This is a genomic window from Pseudoalteromonas ardens (assembly GCF_030125445.1).
In the GTDB taxonomy this organism is placed as follows: Bacteria; Pseudomonadota; Gammaproteobacteria; order Enterobacterales; family Alteromonadaceae; genus Pseudoalteromonas; species Pseudoalteromonas ardens.
In genome coordinates this window covers 1,141,931-1,164,363 of record NZ_JASJUV010000001.1, presented here as the reverse complement: position 1 = coordinate 1,164,363, position 22,433 = coordinate 1,141,931, and the positions used below count along the sequence as shown (strand labels likewise).

18 protein-coding genes are annotated in these 22,433 nt (G+C 46.7%); 7 read left to right on the top strand and 11 right to left on the bottom strand.

Annotated features, from left to right (window positions below; all coding sequences use genetic code 11):
* Nucleotides 1–611: 611 nt before the first annotated feature.
* Together QNM19_RS04310 and QNM19_RS04305 are read right to left on the bottom strand one after the other, a co-directional pair.
* On the bottom strand, nucleotides 612–845 hold the full coding sequence (locus QNM19_RS04310; protein ID WP_049862974.1) for a hypothetical protein: 234 nt from the start codon (nucleotides 843–845) through the stop codon (nucleotides 612–614).
* 18 nt (nucleotides 846–863) lie between these two features.
* Entirely contained in the window at nucleotides 864–1,316 is a 453-nt protein-coding gene (locus tag QNM19_RS04305; RefSeq protein WP_049862973.1) for a nuclear transport factor 2 family protein, read from the bottom strand.
* A gap of 484 nt (nucleotides 1,317–1,800) precedes the next feature.
* Between QNM19_RS04305 and katG the strand changes: the two genes are divergently transcribed.
* Nucleotides 1,801–4,119, top strand: a complete 2,319-nt coding sequence (gene katG / locus QNM19_RS04300) for a catalase/peroxidase HPI (RefSeq protein ID WP_049862972.1) — start codon at nucleotides 1,801–1,803, stop codon at nucleotides 4,117–4,119.
* A gap of 86 nt (nucleotides 4,120–4,205) precedes the next feature.
* Here katG and QNM19_RS04295 read toward each other — a convergent pair whose 3' ends face one another.
* Both QNM19_RS04295 and QNM19_RS04290 read right to left on the bottom strand, forming a co-directional pair.
* Nucleotides 4,206–5,390, bottom strand: coding sequence for a GTP-binding protein (locus tag QNM19_RS04295; RefSeq protein ID WP_049862971.1), 1,185 nt, complete (start codon nucleotides 5,388–5,390; stop codon nucleotides 4,206–4,208).
* A gap of 310 nt (nucleotides 5,391–5,700) precedes the next feature.
* Nucleotides 5,701–7,329, bottom strand: coding sequence for a methyl-accepting chemotaxis protein (locus tag QNM19_RS04290; protein ID WP_049862970.1), 1,629 nt, complete (start codon nucleotides 7,327–7,329; stop codon nucleotides 5,701–5,703).
* 592 nt (nucleotides 7,330–7,921) lie between these two features.
* Between QNM19_RS04290 and QNM19_RS04285 the strand changes: the two genes are divergently transcribed.
* Nucleotides 7,922–8,308: a thiol-disulfide oxidoreductase DCC family protein gene (locus QNM19_RS04285; protein WP_049862969.1), complete on the top strand. Its 387-nt coding sequence runs from the start codon at nucleotides 7,922–7,924 to the stop codon at nucleotides 8,306–8,308.
* A gap of 90 nt (nucleotides 8,309–8,398) precedes the next feature.
* Here QNM19_RS04285 and QNM19_RS04280 read toward each other — a convergent pair whose 3' ends face one another.
* The 3 genes from QNM19_RS04280 to QNM19_RS04270 form a co-directional block, all read right to left on the bottom strand.
* Nucleotides 8,399–8,776: a hypothetical protein gene (locus QNM19_RS04280; RefSeq protein WP_049862968.1), complete on the bottom strand. Its 378-nt coding sequence runs from the start codon at nucleotides 8,774–8,776 to the stop codon at nucleotides 8,399–8,401.
* 210 nt (nucleotides 8,777–8,986) lie between these two features.
* Nucleotides 8,987–9,853: a lipase chaperone family protein gene (locus QNM19_RS04275; protein ID WP_082225300.1), complete on the bottom strand. Its 867-nt coding sequence runs from the start codon at nucleotides 9,851–9,853 to the stop codon at nucleotides 8,987–8,989.
* Nucleotides 9,850–10,767 carry an esterase/lipase family protein gene (locus QNM19_RS04270; protein ID WP_049862966.1) on the bottom strand — a complete coding sequence of 306 codons (918 nt, stop codon included), beginning with the start codon at nucleotides 10,765–10,767 and terminating at the stop codon, nucleotides 9,850–9,852. The genes QNM19_RS04275 and QNM19_RS04270 overlap by 4 nt, the downstream gene beginning before the upstream one ends.
* Before the next feature lie 668 nt (nucleotides 10,768–11,435).
* On the opposite strand from QNM19_RS04270, the gene QNM19_RS04265 reads away from it, so the two are divergent.
* Genes QNM19_RS04265 through QNM19_RS04255 form a run of 3 tightly spaced genes read left to right on the top strand, consistent with a single transcriptional unit; the run spans nucleotide 11,436 to nucleotide 15,739 of the window.
* Nucleotides 11,436–12,437 carry a ferritin-like domain-containing protein gene (locus tag QNM19_RS04265; RefSeq protein WP_049862965.1) on the top strand — a complete coding sequence of 334 codons (1,002 nt, stop codon included), beginning with the start codon at nucleotides 11,436–11,438 and terminating at the stop codon, nucleotides 12,435–12,437.
* 11 nt (nucleotides 12,438–12,448) lie between these two features.
* Complete coding sequence (locus QNM19_RS04260; RefSeq protein WP_049862964.1) at nucleotides 12,449–14,617, top strand: LodA/GoxA family CTQ-dependent oxidase; 2,169 nt, start codon at nucleotides 12,449–12,451, stop codon at nucleotides 14,615–14,617.
* Nucleotides 14,618–14,626: 9 nt separating this feature from the next.
* Entirely contained in the window at nucleotides 14,627–15,739 is a 1,113-nt protein-coding gene (locus QNM19_RS04255) for a tryptophan 7-halogenase (protein ID WP_049862963.1), read from the top strand.
* Nucleotides 15,740–15,827: 88 nt separating this feature from the next.
* On the opposite strand, the gene QNM19_RS04250 is transcribed toward QNM19_RS04255, so the two are convergent.
* From QNM19_RS04250 to QNM19_RS04235, 4 genes are all read right to left on the bottom strand, one after another.
* Complete coding sequence (locus tag QNM19_RS04250; protein ID WP_049862962.1) at nucleotides 15,828–16,172, bottom strand: hypothetical protein; 345 nt, start codon at nucleotides 16,170–16,172, stop codon at nucleotides 15,828–15,830.
* Between the two features lie 263 nt (nucleotides 16,173–16,435).
* A complete protein-coding gene (locus QNM19_RS04245) occupies nucleotides 16,436–18,190 on the bottom strand; it encodes a PI-PLC domain-containing protein (RefSeq protein WP_049862961.1) in 1,755 nt (584 codons plus the stop codon).
* A gap of 184 nt (nucleotides 18,191–18,374) precedes the next feature.
* A complete protein-coding gene (locus tag QNM19_RS04240) occupies nucleotides 18,375–19,958 on the bottom strand; it encodes a hypothetical protein (RefSeq protein WP_049862960.1) in 1,584 nt (527 codons plus the stop codon).
* Between the two features lie 49 nt (nucleotides 19,959–20,007).
* The gene (locus tag QNM19_RS04235; protein WP_049862959.1) at nucleotides 20,008–20,979 is read right to left on the bottom strand and encodes a hypothetical protein; all 972 of its coding nucleotides are present in this window, start codon (nucleotides 20,977–20,979) and stop codon (nucleotides 20,008–20,010) included.
* Nucleotides 20,980–21,408: 429 nt separating this feature from the next.
* Between QNM19_RS04235 and QNM19_RS04230 the strand changes: the two genes are divergently transcribed.
* The gene (locus QNM19_RS04230; RefSeq protein ID WP_049862958.1) at nucleotides 21,409–21,906 is read left to right on the top strand and encodes a YdcF family protein; all 498 of its coding nucleotides are present in this window, start codon (nucleotides 21,409–21,411) and stop codon (nucleotides 21,904–21,906) included.
* 158 nt (nucleotides 21,907–22,064) lie between these two features.
* A complete protein-coding gene (locus tag QNM19_RS04225; protein ID WP_049862957.1) occupies nucleotides 22,065–22,409 on the top strand; it encodes a hypothetical protein in 345 nt (114 codons plus the stop codon).
* Nucleotides 22,410–22,433 lie beyond the last annotated feature (24 nt).

Here is a 22,433-nt window from a genome sequence, read left to right as displayed (position 1 = left end):
TTCCCCGTTTGATCCAAACACACCTAGTCGGACAAAATTCATACTGAACAAAAATCAAGCGGGCAATTATAGAGTAATTATGGATAATTTAAAGCAATTACTTTAGTCGATTGCAAAGATATGTAAAAGAGGGGAGGAAGTGACAAAGCAAACATTTAAATAACTGAATTAAAATAAAAAAATACTTTAAAAGTGCTTTCAGAAAACACAAACAGAACCTAAATTAGATATATCGCATGCATTGAGCGATAGATTTCCGCCTTTAATTATTCCGATAAACACAACAAAAGATTTACCCGCCACATGTTTTTACAATAAGAACATTGAGCCCCTGTTAATGACTTTTCCGGCTGATATGCATAACACCAACCGCAAAGTCAGCAGCCAGGATCAGCTGCACGTGAGCAACTTGTTCCCTGATGGACAGTGGCATGCGCACACCGAAATCCTTTATACGGAGAAAGAAATCGTTAATAAAATCGTATCAATAGTATGGCCAGATAATCCATAGCAACCCCAATGCTGTGTAACTCCGCGCAACCTCCGATAAGCTCATTTGTCGCTCGTCATTCCAAAGCACAACGGCCGTCCTGGAAGCCAAGAAAAGCGTATTAATCTGGTATAGAGTTTAAAAACGTCATTACCCTTTTGATCGACTCACTGCCATCTATCACACCGTCGGCAATATCTTCACAGATCCGCATGATTTCATTTCTTGAGCCAAAAGGGACAGCTTCCAGGCATTCTATTTCTTCTCCGGCAATGCGTAGCACATCATGAATGTCTGAACATTCCGCACGCTTAATCGCACTGAGAATCATGTGTTTTCTCTGCTGATTCGTCATTCAAAAACGCTTACTGACCTACAATTTGCTTTTGGCGACAAAGGTTTTAGTCACAATACGCCACGCATTTTGACGTTTGTACATCACTAAATAATCAATGTAGTGTGTTTTCGGGGTGTGAAAATCCAGTTTAACCATCGCCATTTTATCATCTACGATATCAACAGATAAAATATTGGCTTCCCATTTATCCTTTGTGGCCTCCTTGAAATAACCAGCAAACTCCTTGAGTGAAATCACTCTAACCGTTTCTTGCTGCGTTTCTTGGTCTATCCGGATCATTTTAATGTGGCCAAATTCTAAATCAAACGCTTGTGCCAGTAGTGCCTGATCGCCCTTCGCTGCGCCATTGAAGTAGGTATATGCGGTCTTAACGACCGCCTGATACTCAGTCCCGGTAACCGCTTCAGCTCGACTGAATGTAGAGAAAAGTAGTGTTGCCGCAGCCATAGCTGTAAAGAATAATTTCATTATTATCACTTCCTTTAAATTGGAGTTATTATTCAATAAACCTGCCAAAAGCAAAGGCTCATCAGGTTATAAATTCATATTTCTAGGTAAAATTACTTGCAGCTTAAAAGTAAAAATCAGCATATTATTAAGCATTAATACACTCATCATTTTAATGGGATCATATTACTCTCATTAAGATAAAAACCACATTAATGCAGATTTAATTAAAACCTATCAAGTAAATTACGTGCACTCAAGTCAGCTTGCGATGAAGAGTATGAACTTTGCGCTCGTTCGTTTTTAACAACTCGCTCTAAAATCGTCCGACCCCTCTTATCTGCATCTACCGCAGCCATGATTGATTTTTACGAATACAGGCATCGAAAAATCCCATTAACAATTTTGCAAACAAAAAATTATACTCTCAGAGAATTAAGTAGATGCACTGACGACCGGGTAGATCTGGCTGGTCGACAGGTATGTTGAAGAAAAGGTAACCTTTATGACGACAACGAAGATGTTTAAAAAGTCAGCACTGACCGTACTGGTGGGTGTTGCGATCACGGGTCTGAGTGCCTGCGCCAGCAACAATGATACACAGCAAGCCAGCCACTCTAATAGCGAAATCAGTAAACCAAAAGGCGCTGTCGGTAGCGGTCATGTGCCAACTGGCGTGGCCAAGTCGAACCAGTTCTGGTGGCCAGACCAACTTGACCTGTCGCCTCTGCGTGACCATGATGGCCGATCCAACCCGCTCGGTGAAAACTTTGATTATGCTCAGGCTTTTAACCAATTAGATATGGCCGCACTCAAGCGTGATATGAACGAATTACTGACAACATCGCAAGACTGGTGGCCTGCAGACTGGGGCAATTATGGGCCTTTATTTATTCGCCTGGCGTGGCACAGCTCTGGTACCTACCGGACGCTGGATGGTCGCGGCGGCGGTGACGGCGGACAAATGCGCTTTGATCCACTCAATAGTTGGCCTGACAATGGCAACCTCGATAAAGCAAAACGCCTGCTTTGGCCACTCAAGCAAAAATACGGAGAGCAAATCTCCTGGGGCGATCTGATGATTCTGGCCGGCACCGTTGGTCTTGAAAATATGGGCTTCAAAACCTATGGGTTTGCCGGGGGCCGAACGGATGACTGGGAACCTGATTTGGTTTACTGGGGTCCGGAGGTCGAAATGCTGGCCAGTGACCGCGAAGAAAAAGACGGGAAGCTCCAGCGCCCACTGGGTGCCACTCATATGGGCTTAATCTACGTGAATCCGGAAGGACCAAAAGGTAAGCCAGATCCTGCTGGCTCAGCGAAAAACATCCGCATTGCGTTTGGTCGCATGGCCATGAATGACGAAGAAACTGTGGCGCTGATCGCAGGTGGCCACACCTTCGGTAAAATGCATGGTGCCCACAAAGCCAACAAATGCGTTGGCAAAGAACCCGGTGGCGCTGCTATCGAAGAGCAAGGGCTGGGCTGGAAAAACAAATGTGGCAAAGGCCACTCAGAAGATACCGTAACCAGTGGCCTGGAAGGCGCCTGGACTCAGGCTCCAACCCGCTGGACTACGTTATATCTGCAAAACCTACTGAACTTTGAATGGCAGCAGACCCGCAGTCCTGGCGGCGCAATTCAATGGATCCCGACGGACGAAGCACTACATACTTCAGTTCCGGATGCGCATGTAAAAGGTAAGTTCAATTCGCCTGTTATGACGACCGCAGATCTGGCACTCAAGTACGACCCTGAATATCGGAAAATTGCCGAACGCTTCTTGGCGAACCCGGAAGAATATCGCCTGGCCTTTGCCAAAGCCTGGTACAAGCTGACACACCGCGATATGGGACCGCGTACTCGATATCTGGGTAATACAGCACCCGACGAAGCGCTGATCTGGCAAGATCCAGTCCCGGCAGTCGACCACGCTTTAATTAACGAAGCTGATGCCAAAGCAATCAAGCTGGATATTCTGAAAACCGATATCAGCGTACCAGCACTCATCCGCACCGCCTGGGCCTCTGCTGCCAGCTTCCGTGCCTCAGATATGCGCGGCGGCGCAAACGGTGCCCGAATTATGCTTGCGCCACAAAAAGACTGGTCAGTTAACAACCCAGACGAACTGTCGTCGGTTTTGAATCAACTGCAAGCAGTTCAGGCTCGCTTTAATCGTGCTGCGGGTGGCGCTAAGCAAGTATCTATGGCAGATGTGATAGTCTTGGCAGGTGCAGCAGCCGTTGAGCAGGCAGCCAAAAATGCGGGTGTCACCGTTTCTGTGCCTTTTACTCCTGGCCGCACCGACGCAACTCAGGCGCAAACCGATGTTAACTCATTCACGCTGCTTGAACCAAAAGCGGATGCCTTCAGAAACTATTTTGATGTCAACGCAAGCTATCGTTCGCCGACCGAGATGCTGGTCGATAAAGCTGATCAGTTAAACCTGACTGTACCAGAAATGACGGTGCTGCTGGGCGGACTACGCGTACTCGGTGCCAACGCGTCAGGATCTCAACACGGCGTATTTACCGATAAAGTGGGCACGCTGAGCAATGACTTTTTCGTCAACCTGTTGAGCATGTCTCATCAGTGGCAGAAAACCAGCCAGGCAGGTCTGTATGAGAGCATTGACCGAAGTACAGGCGAGCAACGCTTTACGGCCACCAGCGTCGATTTAATCTTTGGCTCAAACTCTGAGTTGCGCGCCGTGGCCGAAGTCTATGCGTATGACAACGCCCAGCAAAAATTTGCTGAAGACTTTGTTAAAGCCTGGCACAAAGTCATGCAGCTGGACCGCTTTGATTTGCGCCATCAGCTATAATTACACCCCAATTGTCAGTGCCTGTCATTACAGGCACTGACACGTTAGCAACTCACCGCACCGGCTATCCTTTTTCCTGCTCACACTCAGTCAAAGGTATCTGTCACGTGCCCCACACCAACAATCTGACCATGTTGACGAATTTCGAACTTTGTACCCACTTTTACAGCCATAGACTTACTGAGCCTGACGGTTACATGTAGCTCATCGCCGGGCATCATCATTTCAATGTTCCGAGGCCAGTCCGCCGTGCCTGCCACATCAAGGTAATGGAGGCTAAAGTCAGCTTTAAAATCATTGTGCAAAGGGGTTCTGCGTCCGCCCTCTTCGCTGGTCAAGCAATAAACCCGTGCTTCGAAACGTTGACATGATTTCATCGTACCCGCTTCGCAAAGCACCATTCCTCTTTCAATATCAGAGCGTGGGATCCCTTTGAGGCCTATCGCCGCGCTATCCCCCGCACTCACCCTTTCTTGTGGGTGAGCCCCAATATCGATGCTTGAGCAGGTTGTCTGCCGCGTATCTCTGATACCAACCAGCTCAACAGGGTCGTGTACTCGTATAGTACCTGTTTCAATTCTGCTATAAGCTTGCGTATCACGACGCGGTGAGGTAAATATGTCTTCGACAGGCATCATAAAAGGCTGGTTTTTAAATAATACCGGGTCCACAAAATAGCTGTCCATCGTCCTGATTAACTCACGTATTTTATCTTCCCATACGGGAACGCCTTCGAGCGCTTGTAATGCCGAACCATAAATCACGGGTGCTCTGTCACCATCAAACCCGTAGCCATTAAGCTGCTCTCTGACAAGTGACTCGACAAGCCCCGTTAGCTCGTCGTACTGATCCAAATCGCACTTATTAATAAATATGATGATGTGACTGACGCCGAAATCTCGCAATAGCATCAGATACTCGTCGCATGCTCTGCTAAAATCGGGTTCCTGACTGACCACCAGAATTGCCGCATCTACTCTGGTTTCGCCACTGTTCATCCCTTTAGCATGATCCATGAAGCTGGGGCAATCATATTGAATGCACACTCGTGCTGAGGATTCATACACCGCTTCCGAGCGGTAAAAGGTTACACCTGAGCGGGCTTTGTGTTGTGGCGCATTATTTAACGCGGCTAAGTCTTGCGCGACCGCCATATGATCTTTTGCCAGAACCTGCGTGATAGCAGCGGTTAAGGTCGTTTTACCGTGCCCTTTGGCACCGATCGTATCGATAAAGATAGCTTGTTTAATAAATTCATCATTGCTTGCCATACTATAGCTTCCTGACTCATGTGATATTTAACTAACCATCATTATGATAAAGGGTCTGCTTACATATCAATGACACAGTATTACACCTGCGATACTGAAACCGCAGTTTTAAGTTGGCTTGCAATTGTGTTTTATAACCATGCTGGAATTGCACCCATAAAAGTAAAAGGAGGTGTTATCAATTTAGCTGACAACCCCTCACTCAAGGGCAAGTATTCTATCAATACTGATTACTTTTGCGGATCAGGGCTTGTTTGACTTGTTGCCGGAAAACTCCTGCGATGAATTATCCGGCTGATAGAAATAATACTTATAACTTAAACTGCTCAACACAAGATTTGAGGTCATGCGCCAGTTCACTGATTTCATGACAAGCATGAGAAATTTGATTTGCGCCTTCAGTCATTTCCACGCCCGCGACATTAATATTCTCAATATTTCGGTTAAGCTCTTCCGACACCACTGACTGCTCGTTACACGCTGCGGCAATTTGAGTGCTCATGGCGGCAATGCTGTCAATTTCCTGCTCAATCTGGCTGATGGTTTTACTGACCGTGTCAGTTTGCTCAACACACACGTCAATGCCCGTCTGACAGGTCCGGGTGGCTTCGCCAGTCTCTTTGGATTTCTGTTGCAAATCACTGACAATTTCGACAATTTGTGTGGTTGAATCTTGTGTCCGGCGTGCCAGTGAACGTACTTCATCAGCCACCACAGCAAAGCCTCGCCCCTGCGTGCCGGCACGCGCCGCTTCAATGGCTGCGTTTAACGCCAGTAAGTTAGTTTGCTCCGCAATCTCGCGGATCACATCCACAACCACATTGATATTTTTAGAGTTCTTTTCAAGATTAACGGCCAGCTCACCCGCATGTGTGACGGTATCCGCCACTGCAGAAATATGTGAAATACTACTTTTCAGTGCAACACTTCCCTCGCGAGACTTCGTATGTGCCTGGTTAGCGGATTCTGCCCCCATTTCTGTGCTTTGTGCCACCTCAGTCACTGCTGCCTGCATTTCGGTCATTGCCGAGGCAACGGACTGCAACTCATTTTGTTGATTCTCCATGCCTTTGGCATTTTGTGCCGAGATCATATTTACCTCTTCAACAGCAGAAGAGAGTAAGATAGCGCTGTCATTTATTTTCACAACAAGGCCATTTAGCTGCTGACGCATTTTATCCAGTGAAACCAGCAAGGAGCCAAGCTCATTTTGACCCACCGAATCGATTTCAATGCGGGTACTCAGATCGCCATTTGCGATATTTCCAGCCAGATTCATGGCTTTTTCCAGCGGTCGCCTGACTGCCCCACTGAGCACGATACAGATCAGTGCAATCATTAACGCTGACACTAAGGTACTAATGATAATGGCCTTAATCACCATGTTGACGGCCCTGACCGCCGAGGTTTCAGCATTTCCTACATTATCACTGTTTATTTTTTCCAGTGCACTAAGCTCGTCCATAGCTCTGGAAAAGGTAGGATAGCTGTTGAGCACAATGTCATTCGCCTGAGCCACTTTGGCATTACGCACCAGAGAATTGAAATCTGAGGTCGCTGCCGCATACTGTCGCCATGCCCGGGCAAAAGCCTCAAACTGGCGCTGTTCTTTATCTGAAACATCCAACTGGCTGTATAGATGTATTTTACGATCAACGCCGCTACGTAAGTCATTCAAAATGGAAAGCCACTCGGCCATTTGTGGATGATCCGGGTTCATAGTCGCACCAAATTCGTCTTTACGTATGGTGGTCAAGTCTATTTTAATATCCTTCACGACTTCGACAGAAGGAATACTTGTTTGCACAATAAAGCCCAGATCGTCACGGACACCACTCAACCCGTTATAGGTCAGTAAACTCACCGCGAAAAAAACTAAAAATACAGATGAAAAACTCAGGCCAATTTGTTTGGTAATTGATAAGTCTTTTATTGCCATACTCTTTATATAGGTCCCTAATTAAATGATGACTAAAGTGAACAAAAAACCGCCAGGACTCGACCCTCAGGTAGAGCTCTGGCGGTTATCATAAAATACTGTATATTGAGCTAGCACAGAGGCATTTATGTCTGAAATTAGCATACCTATGCAGCAGCTTGCTGTATAAGTTACGTACATCACGGACTACGAAAGGCCTATAAACTACACACGTCATAACTCAATATTTAATCAACCATTATAATGGATTGGCAGATGCGGGTGAATGGAATATTTATTAAGAATTCATTATTAACTTTTTGTTTTTATAAATAAAAAACTAACAGAGATCAAAAAACAAACCCTCATTAACAAGCGTAAAACACTCTGATTAAATACGTTTGGGATCATTACAAAACTGAGTTGACCAATAGCGCCTGTGCTGAATGGTATTGTGCTGCCATTACAGCCCGGACTTAGGGTATATTTTAGACCTCCGGCACTGACGAATTTCCTATTCAATGAGATAATATGCAAATCAGGTTGCTTTTAGCCGGTACTGATCTGAGTCTGGCCATAAAGCGTATCGTGTAAAAATTACTGGGAACAGATTATGCGTGAACTAATTATATTTTATGACGGCACCTGCCCGTTGTGCGTAAAGGAAATGACGGCACTGACAAAACGCGACAAGGCAAAGCGGATCGCAACCGTAGATATCTACAGTGAGGATTTTGCGCAGTATCCAAACATTGATGCCAATGAAGCAAACACGATATTACATGCGCTCGATGCAGACGGTAATCTATTACTTGGTCTTGACGTAACACACCAGGCCTGGCGACTGGTGGGGATGGGATGGTTATATGCGCCACTGAGATGGCCAATCATAAAGCCACTCGCAGACAAACTCTATCTAGTGTTTGCGAAAAACCGTTACCGGGTATCCTATTGGCTGACAGGTAAATCCCGGTGTGAAAGTGGGGTTTGCCGTAAGTGATCCGGTCTCTTGGCGTTGGGCTGTCAGTTAATCCAGGTGCCATACTGCATATTATTGCCAAGGACTAACTGTGTTTGAGTCTGACGTGTTTTACAGGTCCTGTACTTTTACATCCACACTGTATTGCCACATTGTAGTGCCCTCCTCTCCCATCTCTATGCTGCCACTGCCGCCCTCATCGCTGATAGAGAATTCAGGCATATCCATATGAGAGGTTCCCTGTTCATAGATACAAGACATTTTTCCATGCAACACGAGCACCTGATCACTCTGCCTGGACAGCAAACCGGCATATTTACATTCACCTGACCGCACAGTGTTAACCTGGTCGAGAGACTGGAGCAAAAATGACGGAAACTGCCTGTCTGACACAGCGTCTTTTACGCTTACAGTCACGATGTAGCTGGTTGAAGACATCGCCAGACCGGGCACCCCCATAAACAACAAAGCCAATACAGCATTTCTCATTCCGATTTATTTACCTCTTTCTTAGCCATGGAGAGAAAACACACGTTCAACGCCATGCCTTATTTTAAAAACATATCTCCGGCAAGCACAATCAAGCACACGAGCTCAATGTCACTGCGTGCCGCATAGTACCAGAGCGGTTGAGCACATTTTGTAAAGGTTCGTTATTTTTCGTAATGAAGATAACCAGTTACGAGCCAACCCGACAAGTTACTGTGGATAAGCTAAGACCACTGCCAGCCTTTTCTGTTCTGTGTCTGTGAACATAGACGCCCTCAGCGCAGCCAACGCCGATTGCTGCGCTCCCCCGATCTGGCTAGCCTGTATCTCTGCACGTCGTTGCTTAAATTGTGCGACTCGCTCACGCCATTGCAGCTGCTCTTTACGGGTTTGCATCAAGCGCGTGGCCGCTTCATCGCCATACTCGGCGCTGAGTTGATTGTAATCCATGTTGTGCCAACTGTGTTTTAGCGTGATCAGGGTTTGGGTGGCCTCTATGGTTTGTCGCTCTGTTTGTGGCAACTGACTGATGTGCGCATCAATCAGCTCAGCCCGGGTCTGCTCGCTCAGGGTTTTATCAGATAAAATCTGCCAGCGCGCTAAGGTCTGAGCATGCCAGCGGTTCTCGCTTTCAAACCAAGCCGCTATCACTTCAGTGGAAAAGTACTGCCCCTGAAGCGTTTGCAGTGCTTCAAAACGCTCGTGCATAGACAGGTTACTATCTACCCGAGTGAGTGCCTGTTTATAGGCCATATAATCATGGGCGATATCCTGTAAACAGGGTGGCAAGCGGTGTGTCTGCTGTGCCCAGTGCTGTTCCAGTTGCTCCTTTTGCAATAACAAAACCCAGTCGTCGAGCTGGTGCTTGTGTGCCCGGGTAATGGCGCCGCAATGCTCAGACTCTGCTGGCATCACGGCGACAGACTGCGCTTCAATCTGGTGTGGCGTCTCTGTCACTGTATGTACTGAGCCTGTCACCATCTCAGTGGTTACTTCATGGTCCCGTGCGGGTAGCAGAGACCAAAGGCAAACACTTAGCCCAACACAACTGAGTGAAAGTAGACGCCAGTACCTCATAGATTTAACCCCTTCAGGCGGCGAATATGCTGACGATACACAGTCAGAGGATCCGTTTCGAACAGATGATGAATACCAATGGTCTGATTAACCTGATCCAGGTGATTCATCTTAAAATCATTGCCAATCACGTAACCCAGGTTACTTGAGCAAGCCGAAACCAGGCCGTCATTGGCTTCGTCAAATACACCTGAGAACAGCAACAAGGCATTATCAGCCGGGTCCAGCAAATTGGTCCATGCCCGACTGCCGCTCCAGGAAAAATAGTACACACCGTTACTGGCCAGTGTATCACCCTGACCGCAATACTGAGCCGGCACGCCTTCAGGATACTTTTGATTAAAAGCAATGGTGCCTTCAGTTGTCAGGGCACTCAGCGCTTCAAGGGCATCTTTGGGCGCCGTTGGCTTGCCTGATAATAAATCAATCAATCCAGCCAGACCATTGGCCAGAGACGCTAAGAACTGCTCCGAAAAAGACCCCTGATCTACGCCACCACGCACCACATCAGCAAAGCGGCTACCCCAATTAACCCCACCAATACTGGTTACCGACGCAACCCATTGAGGCTTAACCGATGCCACATAGCGAATAGTCTGTGCGCCCTGGCTATGGCCAATCAGATTGACTTTATCTTTGCCTGTCAATGCTCTGATCAGTGCAACCTGTTCCAACAGTTGCTCACCGCGCAGTTCTGAATTGTGTGCCGATGAGACTTCTGCCACATAGACATTCCCGCCTTCCTGGCGGATCACCGAAGGCACCCGATAGAAATAATCGACCCCCAGTAAATTATCAAAACCAAACAGACCATGAACCAGCACCACGGGGTATTCGAGGTCATCATTACTGTGCGCCAGTTGCGCAAAGAGTGACATCACGCAAAGTAAGAGTGAGAGTGTTATTTTTTTCATTTACCTGCTCCAAAAGTTACAATTTAGCAACAAAAGAGTAGTTCATAGTGGTAAGAGGTCAAGCCTCATCGTTTAAAAAATATACTAAAAAATCCCAAAACCTTAGATAACACGAGTTCATCAATTTGTCGAAGACAGCGCATATTTATACTTTATGAGTTGATAAATAATGACTTTTTATAATAGGCTTGAATTTACACTACGCATGCAAAGAAATGACCAAATACGCATTGTGTTGCAGATGCAAGGATTAGAGCAATTAAGTTAAAACTTAAGACATTTGAAAATCCACACAAGTGACTTTGGAATTTGCTTATAGCCAGGGTAACGCCATGATTGTTATATAAAACCTCTTCTGCAATTGCTCAATCTATTGCAACTCCATAACCTGTAATGCCGATGTAATGTCAGGTTTAGTTGATTTGTCGTTTACTTGAACTAGTTTTTGGTGAGACAAACGCAGCGCCTGAACTTCCGAGAGTGATAACGCCGTCTGTTATCGTCAGCTCACCTAGTTCAAACCTTGTCTCTTCTATATGTACCGTCGAAGTCAGCTTGCTATACAGGTTTAAAGCTCTCGGAGCCAGGTAGTCCGTGTGGGGTCGCACGTTAGTTCCTTTCGCAATAAGCATCCGTAAGCGAGCGGCTTAACCCATAAAGGAACTAAAATGATTAAACTCGAGAACCCGTCAAATTTTTTGATGGCAAAACCATTACAAAAGCCAAAAAAAGTGACATGTGGCTGGACTACTGAACAATTACATGAACACTTGCAGTGGGCGGTTGATGTTGAGATGTACACCATTCCATTTTACATGGCTGCTATGTATTCCATTAAAGATCAATCTACTGAAGCTGGTCGCTTGATCAAGTCGGTCGTGAACCAGGAAATGTTACACCTGCAAAGCGCGGCAAATCTTGCCAACGCCTATGGTACTGATCTTGAGATCCGCGCCCCTCAGTATGGCACAACCATCCCCCATCTGGATTTTGACCTGGATGACCCGAATCCAAAAGACATCTACTTCCCACACTCAACGGCCATTGGCGCGTTTGACGTGGAAAGACTGAATACCATGTGTATTATCGAGTTCCCCACCTGGAAAGAGAAAGGCGGCACGGGTGCCACAGATGAATATGGCTCCATTGGCGAGTTATACGCTGCAATCAAAGCTGGCTGTGAAGCACGTGTTGATTTACTTCAGGCCAACGCAAAACAGGTAAACCACTTTGGAAACTTTTACCCTGATACGCAACTGACAATCACCGAAGCTGGCTCTGATGGTTTGACTCAGGCTTACAACCTCATTGATTTAATCACCGATCAGGGAGAAGGGTATGAAAAAACAGCACAGTATATTCCGCCAGAATATCAAAATCGTGCGGATGATATTCAGCCTACCTGGGATCACTACGAAAAATTCACTTACCTGTTAAAGCAGCCTTTGCCAGAAACCCACGCGATTGTGCCTTACGGTGAACGACAAAAGAGCCTGCAACAAATTCAGTTGCAGCACTTTAGCGAATTTCTGGAAATCATGAATGAGACCTTCACGACAGGGAACACCCCGGATGACTTCGCGGTAGTGATGTACAAAAATGGCGCAGCAATCTCAGCCTGCTGGCAAAATGGCGTGTTGCCTTTGTTTTCAATGCCAAATGATCAATAAGGAAAGTCATCATGTCTAAAACACTATTTAAAATTCACCCTGCTATTGGCATTGCACGCGTTGGTAACAGTGAAGAATATTACCTAGCGCCTGAGAGCATCGCTGCACTACCTCAGCCGGGCAAACCACAGAAAACCACCGGAGGATTGCCGCTTGATCCTGCTACAGGTGAAGTGATCACCAGCTCTCAATTGCGCGATGAGCAAGGTGCTTTTAAACGCCAGGCAGCACGCTTTCGTGTGTTTGCTTACACAGACGTTGATCAACCAAGCTACCCTGAACAAGGCCATAGCCAGGAGCTGACTGTGGGCGCTAGCTTTCAGGGCAAAACCGTGACTAACATCAAATGGTGTGTGCATCTGGCCAATAAGAAATCGGCCTGGTTTGTAAACGACGATGACCACGGTGTGGTTGCCTACGAAAATGGTAAGTTCCCGGTGTTACGTAACCTGTCTGAGGGCCTGGACCCTTACAATGAAAGCCGACTATCCCGACTGGTCATAGACGCAGGCCCGCGCGTGGTTGACCGGGAGACGCCAGAGGCAGAATTTGATAACAACGAAGTGGCGGCTTACCTGAAAGACGGTAACAAAGTTGAAGTCGCGGATTACCCTAAATCCTTTCCGTATATGCATTTTGACTACCTGGATATCCCGGAGAAAAACGAACAAGTGGCAAGTGCTCAGTTCAAGATTAAGGACGTGGTGGATCGCAGCGACATCCATAAAGCACGCACACCTTATGGGATCACTAGCCTGGGTGAGCTGCACACAGATGCAGAAGGTAGGCTAATTGTTGCCGGTGGTTATGGTAAGGCAGTTGGCTGGAGACTCGATAGCAAAGACAAGCCAGTGCCGATTGAAGGGCCCGTCAACAACGACCAGTGGTTTGACGATACGTCAGACGGCCCGGTGACGGCTGTGGTTGAGTTTGACGATGGCAGCATCGAGGAAGTATTCGGCGGCTGGGCGGTTGTGACCGACCCCAGTTACGCACCACAAACGCTGAATGTGGTTTCTCTGTTTGATGAAGCCTACGATACCTTTGTCAGAAAGCTGAATTTACAACCTGAGTTATATCGCGATGGTAAATTTAATCCGGATTATAAACCGGCATTTGATGACCACATTAAACCGATTTTTAAAGCAACCGGGCAGCAATTGTGGAACGCCTACTTACCTGAAATTGCCATCCAGGCTCACAAATCGGTAGACGCAATCATCGCCGAAGATGACCCGGACAGCACCATTTTAGCTGGCTTAGCCTATATTCGTCAGCCTAATCCGGGCACCGAGGCAACCTGGCGCTCGCAGTCGATTGACGAAGGCGCACCACTGATGCCGCTGGCGTTAGGTGATTCCAGTGCCGCAGGTGGTAAACCCTTTTTAACCCCCACCGTTACTCAGTATCAGTTCCTGCACAGCTGGTCGAATCATAACTATGTACACACCAGCACGCAAAAGCTCAATGAGGGCGAATACCTGGATCGGGCGACTCTGCAAAACTGCCTAGGTGGACGCTTTAGCCCGGGCATAGATATGACCTGGATCATTCGCGAGCCAGCCATGTATCAGGACTGGCTGACCGGTGCGGGACCATTTCGGATTAAGCATAAGCCGCTTAACTACGCGAGCGTGCAAACCGATAAGCCATTTTTGGGCTTGGGCTGGATCCCACAACATGAAGACGTTGAGCATTTAGGTTTAGAGCCAGGTGATGCCACTAAGTTTATGGCCCTGCCCTGGCATGCAGATTATAACTCCTGTGCTATTCACCAGACTTCGCCGAATGACCTCAATTCTGAAACGCTCTACTGGTCATGGCCGGCGCAGCGCCCGGTTACAGTTTATGTAGCGGAAGACTATGATATCAATAGCAAAGAACTACCGGCACAGCGTTACTCGGTGCGAGGCTCTGGCACTTATCCGCAGGAAAACTCTCCAGAGGATAAACATGACTTAGCCAACGCCGGGCGCTTCTGGGAATACCGGGAAATGCTGACCAAGTGGGACGACATCGGCGTAATAGTTCAGGGCACGGTGATTGATGATGGCAAGCAGTACGCTGACCATGTTTACCTTGAAGTTGAAAGCAGATTGAAGGGCTGTGAACCTGAGTTAGCCGACCCAACTCCCTGGCCAATGATCGGTGGTAATGGTACAGCAACGAAAAAGAAATAAGGAAACATAATGAGCGCGATTGATGACAGCAGGGAATTTGACGTGGCCATTGTGGGTGGTGGTCCGGCAGGGACAGCCACAGGGATCGCGCTACAAAATATCGGCGTCGGCAGGGTTTTCCTTGCCGAAGCTGGTAGCTACAGCAAACCTAAAATTGGTGAGAGTATTCCGCCTGACACCCGTAAATTATTTCAACGCCTGAACATTGCTGATGCCTTTGAACAGCAAGACCATGAACCTTGTCTGGGCAGTTTCTCCAGCTGGGGCAGCGCACAACTGGGGTTTAATGATAACCTGTTCAACCCCTATGGCGCGGGCTGGCATCTCGACAGACGTCGCTTTGACCAGTTTATGGCAGATCAGTTTAAACAAAGGGGGGGTCACCTTGCCTGTGAAACGCGTTTTGCGTCTGTCTCTGTTGAGCACAACACGCTCCATCCATTCCAGTTATCTTTTGACGACCAGCCGCCTGTACGATGTCGCTTTGTGGTGGATGCCACTGGTCAGTCTGCCATTGTTGCCCGCAGGTTTGGCGCCCAACCCAAAATGCAGGATACGATGCTAAGCATTGCCGCTTATTTTGATTGCAAAGATACCGACTTAAATACACTCAAGCTGACTTTGCTTGAGGCCATCGACCTTGGCTGGTGGTATTGCGCCTCTATTCCAAACAACCAGCTGGTGGTCAGTTTGACAACCGATGCCCATATCGCCAAAGAGCATGGGTTGAAAGACCCAAAAAACTGGTTCGCCCTGTTACATCAGAGCGCACATGTGGCAGAGCGCGTACACAGCCTCGCCCCGCCTGCGCATTTACACTACTGGAAAACCCCCTCCAGTTTGCTTAATCCACCGGCAGGCAATGGCTGGCTGGCCGTTGGCGACGCTGCATCCTGCTATGACCCCATCAGCTCTCAGGGGGTTTACAAAGCGCTGGCAACCGGGCTTAAAGCCGCACACGCCATCGCAGACTGGCTGGATAACAAGCCAACTACACTGGCTGAGTACCGACAATACATAGGCAATGAGTTTATTAATTACCTCAGCCAAAGAGAATACTTCTACCAACAAGAGCAGCGCTGGCATGAAGCCGCATTCTGGCTGCAACGGCGAGCAAGCTGACGGTAGACAGTTACCAGTCGAGAATCAGCAAACATGCCCGCAAAGTCAGGCATTTTAGTTTTAAAATTTAGCTAATCCTGCAGTACGCTCACTCCCCGCCTTTTAACCAGTCAGACTTTTCATAGGTGTACTCTATATTAAAGCTGCTATCCGGGTAGAGGGTAAAAACCAACCCCCAGATCTGCTCATTGCTTGTTTCGAGCAGGTTATCACGAAGGAAAAAGGCGGCTTTGCGCAAATCGGCCCCCGCTTGCAAAGGTAGTCTTTTTCCAATCGGTTGAGTGTTCACCCCATTGAAATGTTTCCAAACTTGCCTACTAGTGGCACCATCACCTATTTCCATTATCAATTCCAGCTTATCGAACGGCTCGTCAGGGTCAAAGTGGGCAAAAAGCACGTTTCCCAGAATATTGTATGCTTGTTCTGTGTTCATCTTTCATTCTCTTAGTCTGTTTATGTCTCTTCACAATAGCACTTCAATCCCAACAACGAGGCCGCCCCTTGTGAGGAGCTTGCAGTACAATTACTCCATACACTAAGAAAGGCATGATCAGCGTGTTCTGCAATGATGAATGGAGAGGGTAAGAACGAAAAGACCAGGTACCTTCGGTTTAAAGCGCAACACCTAATTGTTGCGCTGCTCGTAAACGGGAAAGGAAAAGTCTAATTTCCTTCCCCGATGAGCCTGGCGAACTCTTAGAGCTGGTTTGTGTTGTTTTGCGCTATTGCCACATCGGTCGCCCGGGCGTATTCGACATAGTCGACATACAGCAAATTAACTATTTTGCCGTACTGATTTTTCTCAGGCAGCTCGACCATTGCACTACCTAATGCCCGGTTTGCTTCTTTGGAGACCGGCCATACTGCAGTTGGCGGGGTAAGTGTCCATGAGAGTAAGAAGAGGTCACACGGCACGCTTGGATCTTTTTCGCATTTGCCGGTAAATCTCTCGAATTTCTCAAACTGATCTTTCTTCATCGAACTAAAACTAATGGTTTTTGAATACTCATCAAATACAGTGAGATCAGCTTGAGCAACGGCTTCCGAATCCCAGTCTTTGTAAACCCAAAAACCTTGCTGCGGCTGGTCAATCGCTAAATCATTGCCAATGGCGACCATCATTGCCGTACCCTCGTTTACGTATTCACTGAGCGTGCCCTCAGCTAAACGCTTGCCTTCAGGTTTCGTTTTAACCATCCATGAACCTATTGCGTCTTCGACTTGTTGACGAAATGCCGGGTAATTAGCGCTATTGATGCCATCAAAGTGAGAAAACTTAAGGATGGCAAGTTCCTTATGACCTTGCTCACAGTAGGCACAAATGTCGGACAGTACCTCTGATAAGTCAGGCCCGGTAATTGGGCCGTGATGAATAACAAACTTACTGCCTGTCCATTTGGGACGCAAATCGAAGTACCTGACTCCAGCTTCTAATTGACCTTTAATTGACAAGTCTTGCGTTTTGCCAAAGACGGCGAGTCCACCTTTATACATCCCAGAGTCATGAGAAGCTGGCAGAGCCAATTCTGATATGGTTCTGTTACCCAGTTCACTTAACCTGTCTTGCATCCATGAAGCCCGGTTTGTCAGCATGGAGGTGGAATACCACAATCCGTATAAAATTGTTTCTGAAGGATGCACCTGCACTGCAGTATTATTAGCAATGCCAACAGAAGGACGCTGACCATCATCAAATTCAACAGCGTCACTTTGCCAGTCAATTTGAGTGCCTCTAATTTGGCCCTGGCGTTGATAAAGCTTGCCGCCCTGACTCCATACTGCTATCACCATTTCATCGTCGGTTAACGCGACACTTGGCGCCGTACCCGATCCAAACTCATGGCTGCTACCAAAGTCAATTTTGCTGCCATTCACTCGACCCACGTGATACCAGACTTTTGATTTGCTTTGAGACTGGTGCACTTCAACGACGTAGCCATTATTATTTAGGGCAACCTGAGGAACAGAACCTGAGTCGTATTCATGGCTGGAATGCCAATCAACTTTGCTCCCGTTTACCTGTCCCACGTGATAGTAAAGACCGTTGCTAAAGGGGCTTTGAGTCTTGTGAACTTCTACCACTATACCATCGTCGTTGACTGCAACATGCGGTTCAATACCACTGTCGTACTTATGAGAGCTATGCCAGTTTACGTCGTTTGAAGACACATCTCCGACATGATAATACAGCGTAGAACCTGCCTGGTTTTTATGCACTTCAACCGCAACACCGCGGTTGTTGATTGCTACGGCAGGCGTGTTACCGTCATCATAGTGGTGACTGGATCCCCAGCTTACAGTCGCTTTATTTAAGTTGCCAAACCGATAGTAAAGCTTATAACCTTCTTCGTTCTTGTGTACCTCCAGTACCTGACCAGAAGCATTAATTGCTACGTTGGGAATACTGCCTGTGTCGTATTGTTCTGCCAGTCCAAAAAATACATCTTTCATCGGTTTATTCCTCATATTGACCGTTTAATAAGTGATGAAAGGTTAGAAGGCCCGGGGTAAGCTTGGTATTACATGATATTACGTGCAGTCTTAATGACTGGATGAACAGACGTTAGTTAGCTGGCCACTCTTTAGCGTTTATTAATTGCTAAAAGAGTGGCATAAACACACGACCCCACTATGACTAATGTTGGAGGATCGAAGCAAGTCGTTTTTTGATTATTGGATGCGTTGTAGCCTGATAAAACGCCGTCAGTTTGCCGATATTCTCCTCTGATAACGCGTAATCAGCCCGCTGATATGTCCTGACAAACGCATCCACTGTATTCACATCTGGTGCACCAGTCAGGCTGGTGACAACCTGGTCCTGATAGGCTTCATTGTTGGCCAACGATTTGATTGTATTACGCCTGACTTGTCCGTCTGTGTGATTTAGATATTCGGGTAGCTTGTTCACCAAAGCAGGGTTTTTACTATTTGCGATTGCCAAAATGGCTGTTGGCAGCTGTTGCGGCTCGGACAATTTGCGCTCCAATAGTCGCGCCACCTGCTGTGACTGAGCTGGCGAAAACTTATTCATCGTGCCAATACTCAGCAATGCAACGCCTGACAATGTTTGGTCAGAATGATCGTCTGCCACAGCTTGCAGGCTGGTAAATGCAATATTAGATGCATTTTCGATTCTGCCCAGTGCCATTGCGACCTTTTGCAAAGTGGGATGGTCAAGATCGCGTTCAATCAGCAAGTCAGCAAGGGTTTGTTCGGCCTCCGGTGTCTGTGCTTTTTGCAACGAATAGATCAATGCGGAGTTCAGACCAGCATGCTCCATCAGGTAGGCCTTAATGGTGCTATGATCGTAGTTCTCTAACATGAATTTCCCAATTTCTTTTGCCAGCATGGGATCCAAAGAACCAGTTAACAGCTCCAACTGTGCCATAAAGTTCTCCGCTGTGATCGCAATCGGTGCAGACTGGTTATTATCTAACGAAGGGACACTCGCATTATGAGAGGCGCTCCAGTTGGCCAGAGCAAATGGCTGGTATTCTACAGGCTGTATTTTCACAGTTTGTACAATTTGATACTGTTGCGTGTTTTGCTGCAAAGTTTGCGTGTGGCTGTACTCAAGCGTGAGCGGGCCTGGCTGATTGATCATAGTATGATCGGCATTTTTTAATGTGAGTAACCAGCTTTCTTGCGCTTTATTATTGGTTTGCCTTTGTTGCCTCACAATTTCTCTGCCAATGGCATTACCCTCTTGCTCAAAGCGATACGTCGTTGATCCCAATGCATCATTGAAGGTTAGCGTTTCTGTTAGTGAATAGCTCATCAGATCCAGTATTTTTGGCAACACGGATAACGGATGAGACTGAGCTAATCCCAACAGATCTGAATGTACAAATTGCTGCCCGTCATAGGAAAAGTAAAACGGTAACTGCTGCGGCATGTACTGTGCTTTGTTATCAGAGACAAACTCTATATCGGTTAGCAGCGCGGCAGACCTTGAAGCATTCCCTAAAGCCTGATGAAAGTACATTTTCCATGTTAAATCAGAGTGAGCAAACGCAGTGCCTTTGTCACTCAATACAGCAGACTGTATATGGACCCGATATCCAGAGACATGCTCCTGGTTCTTGACATACTTGTAGTCAGCGGTGCGCACTGCTTCAGCGTCTGGGCTCTGATAGGCCTGTTTAAATGACAAATTTGCCACGAAAACCAAAATGCCTAATAGACTAAAAGAAGCCAGCGTAATCGTTATTTTTTTCATAAAGCTATCTCAAAACGGTGGCCTTATTCAGGCCACCAACATCCAGGGGTTATAGATCTTCCCATACAGGGCTTGCATATTCGTACAATACGGTTTCACGCGTATACAGCGGGTCCCATTTCAGGACATCCACATTAAACTGCAACAACCCCCACAGTTTTTTGCAGTAGGCCTGGATCTTGCCATCTCCACCAGTCAGTTTAGTGCTTACCTTGAGCTCCAGGAAACCTTGTTCAATCACTTGTTCATCCTGAACAATGCGACGGATACCAGCTTCTACATAGCCCTTGCCCTTCACTTTAAGTAGATTAACTTTACCTTTAACGCCGGCTTCAGAGATGCCATGACCAAACGATCCATACGCCGAGCTAGACACTACACCGCCTACAAACGGCTCTACAGCAGCATAGACGTAATCTGGACGTCTTACCCCGTCTACTTCAAAGGGTTCTTCGTTGCCATGTCCACCAATCACACCACCCACGGTAAATTCAGCACCGGCTTCAATACCCGCACCAAATTTAACGCCTAGTTTAAGCAGACCCAGAGGGTCAAGCGGCAGCTCAACTTTAGGCTTAATGGGTTCAGGGATCAGATCGAAATAATACTCGACAGGATAGGTGATCGAAGCATCTAACAGATCGTCACAGTTTGGCTTAAAGGCTGCGACAGTATCTTCACCAACAGTAAAATTAAAGCTCATGCCTTGTGTACAATCCAGTTTGCTGGGGTTAAACGAAAACTCCAGCTCCCCGATTGACATTTTAAAGTTACGGTTATTCAGCTTTAGCCAGTTTCCAGCCTGATAAAAACCTTGTGTAGCACCATTTTGCACCTGATCAACGTACATCCAGCCCTGCTGATCACGATACTGATGAGACTGTCCAATCACTTTGTTCTTTTGTATCGAACGCGCATTACGCTCTACATAGCCAGGATCTTTATACAGGTAAGCATTTGCAACAGGTGACAATGTAATCGCAGAGATAACGCTCAACATTGCAGCGTATTTAAACTTCATAATTTCCTCATTGTTTTATTAGAATTTTAAAATTTCATTTCTACATATGTTGCGCAACCCCGCCAAGATACATCTTTTTCTTTACATTTTGCTTTCAAGATTACCTTTTTGTGGTAAATGAGGTTTTCGTTTATGTTTTGGGTAATAAATTAGCACTTTAGTTTAGCTCGTGTTTTTATTTGAATTTACTAGAGTTTTTATCCTAAAAGCCAGGTGTCAGGATATATTTCAGGTGCTTCTTTCAAAATATACAGGCTGCCACCCACCTGAATGATGCAAAAATAAAAACAATAAAAATAAACATAGTTACAAATGACTGTCACACACCTCATGTAACAAGGGTGGGTGATCTGTACTGTGCATTTAAGTACTATTACCCGACCAGATTAAATTGTTCAAAGACATGGCCCAGGTTCAAAGAGGATAGGAATGGAGTTTACAAACAAAGATGTGTTGATTGTATTAGGTTGCACCAATGATGATAGCGGCGTGCTTTCCAGCCTGGCGAAAGAGCGGGCAGACAAAGCAATTGAAGTGCTTAGCAAGCATCAGATCCGGTGTGTGCTTACTGGTGGCTTTGGTGCACACTTTAACGTCACAACAACGCCACACTACGAATATATGCGACGCTACATCGACGGCCAGCTTACCCAGCCGCTCCACTTTGTTCAGGGGATATCGTCAGCCAATACATTCGAGGATGCGCAAAAAACCAGTGCGCTTCTGAACAGCCTGGATTACAACAATGCGTATGTAATTACCTCTGATTTTCACGCAGCCCGGGTCGGCATGTTGTTCGAGTTATTCTGCAACAAACGCGTCAGGCTCATTACATCAATCACTAAAAAGAAAGCCAGAGAGTTAATCGAACTGATGCAACACGAAGTCAATGCCATCTCCTATGCCGCTGAGCTCAATAACCTTTAATGGGTATCGACAGAATGAGACAAGCATAAAGCGACAGTAAACAGCCCTGCTTTGCCAGGTTACCATTCTTGAGTGCTTACTGTTTGCTTACCACATTGACACCCTGATATATTACTACCACGCTGAACCCTGTATGGTTAATTCTGGAATATTAGTTTATGCAAAAACTATTTTTAATTTTAATGGGCTTTTTCTGCCTGCCCATCTTTGCGGCGGTGGGAGACAGTGTTAATACACAGACACTGCCGATAGAGAATATAAGAGTGCAACTATACAAGGGGGACGCCTACCTGTATTTTTCACCTAAAGAAAATGACTGGTCCGCACCGGGTTGCCCGGGCACAAAGTTTGCCTATATTAAGGAAAGTGAAGCGGGTGCAAATTCAATTATGTCCGTCGCTTTAGCGGCGAAAATGGCCGAGATCCCGGTAAGGTTCACTGGCATCTGTGGGGATATCAGCGGTAACCTCGGCTACATGCGAATAACCGATATATCAATCTAGTAAAAACGTCACCGGGAGCAGAAA

Excerpts from the sequence above, each read along its gene's own strand:
- QNM19_RS04310 (WP_049862974.1), bottom strand. The coding sequence starts at position 845 with ATGACGAATCAGCAGAGAAAACACATGATTCTCAGTGCGATTAAGCGT.
- QNM19_RS04305 (WP_049862973.1), bottom strand. The coding sequence starts at position 1,316 with ATGAAATTATTCTTTACAGCTATGGCTGCGGCAACACTACTTTTCTCT.
- katG (WP_049862972.1), top strand. The coding sequence starts at position 1,801 with ATGACGACAACGAAGATGTTTAAAAAGTCAGCACTGACCGTACTGGTG.
- QNM19_RS04295 (WP_049862971.1), bottom strand. The coding sequence starts at position 5,390 with ATGGCAAGCAATGATGAATTTATTAAACAAGCTATCTTTATCGATACG.
- QNM19_RS04290 (WP_049862970.1), bottom strand. The coding sequence starts at position 7,329 with ATGGCAATAAAAGACTTATCAATTACCAAACAAATTGGCCTGAGTTTT.
- QNM19_RS04285 (WP_049862969.1), top strand. The coding sequence starts at position 7,922 with ATGCGTGAACTAATTATATTTTATGACGGCACCTGCCCGTTGTGCGTA.
- QNM19_RS04280 (WP_049862968.1), bottom strand. The coding sequence starts at position 8,776 with ATGAGAAATGCTGTATTGGCTTTGTTGTTTATGGGGGTGCCCGGTCTG.
- QNM19_RS04275 (WP_082225300.1), bottom strand. The coding sequence starts at position 9,853 with ATGAGGTACTGGCGTCTACTTTCACTCAGTTGTGTTGGGCTAAGTGTT.
- QNM19_RS04270 (WP_049862966.1), bottom strand. The coding sequence starts at position 10,767 with ATGAAAAAAATAACACTCTCACTCTTACTTTGCGTGATGTCACTCTTT.
- QNM19_RS04265 (WP_049862965.1), top strand. The coding sequence starts at position 11,436 with ATGATTAAACTCGAGAACCCGTCAAATTTTTTGATGGCAAAACCATTA.
- QNM19_RS04260 (WP_049862964.1), top strand. The coding sequence starts at position 12,449 with ATGTCTAAAACACTATTTAAAATTCACCCTGCTATTGGCATTGCACGC.
- QNM19_RS04255 (WP_049862963.1), top strand. The coding sequence starts at position 14,627 with ATGAGCGCGATTGATGACAGCAGGGAATTTGACGTGGCCATTGTGGGT.
- QNM19_RS04250 (WP_049862962.1), bottom strand. The coding sequence starts at position 16,172 with ATGAACACAGAACAAGCATACAATATTCTGGGAAACGTGCTTTTTGCC.
- QNM19_RS04245 (WP_049862961.1), bottom strand. The coding sequence starts at position 18,190 with ATGAAAGATGTATTTTTTGGACTGGCAGAACAATACGACACAGGCAGT.
- QNM19_RS04240 (WP_049862960.1), bottom strand. The coding sequence starts at position 19,958 with ATGAAAAAAATAACGATTACGCTGGCTTCTTTTAGTCTATTAGGCATT.
- QNM19_RS04235 (WP_049862959.1), bottom strand. The coding sequence starts at position 20,979 with ATGAAGTTTAAATACGCTGCAATGTTGAGCGTTATCTCTGCGATTACA.
- QNM19_RS04230 (WP_049862958.1), top strand. The coding sequence starts at position 21,409 with ATGGAGTTTACAAACAAAGATGTGTTGATTGTATTAGGTTGCACCAAT.
- QNM19_RS04225 (WP_049862957.1), top strand. The coding sequence starts at position 22,065 with ATGCAAAAACTATTTTTAATTTTAATGGGCTTTTTCTGCCTGCCCATC.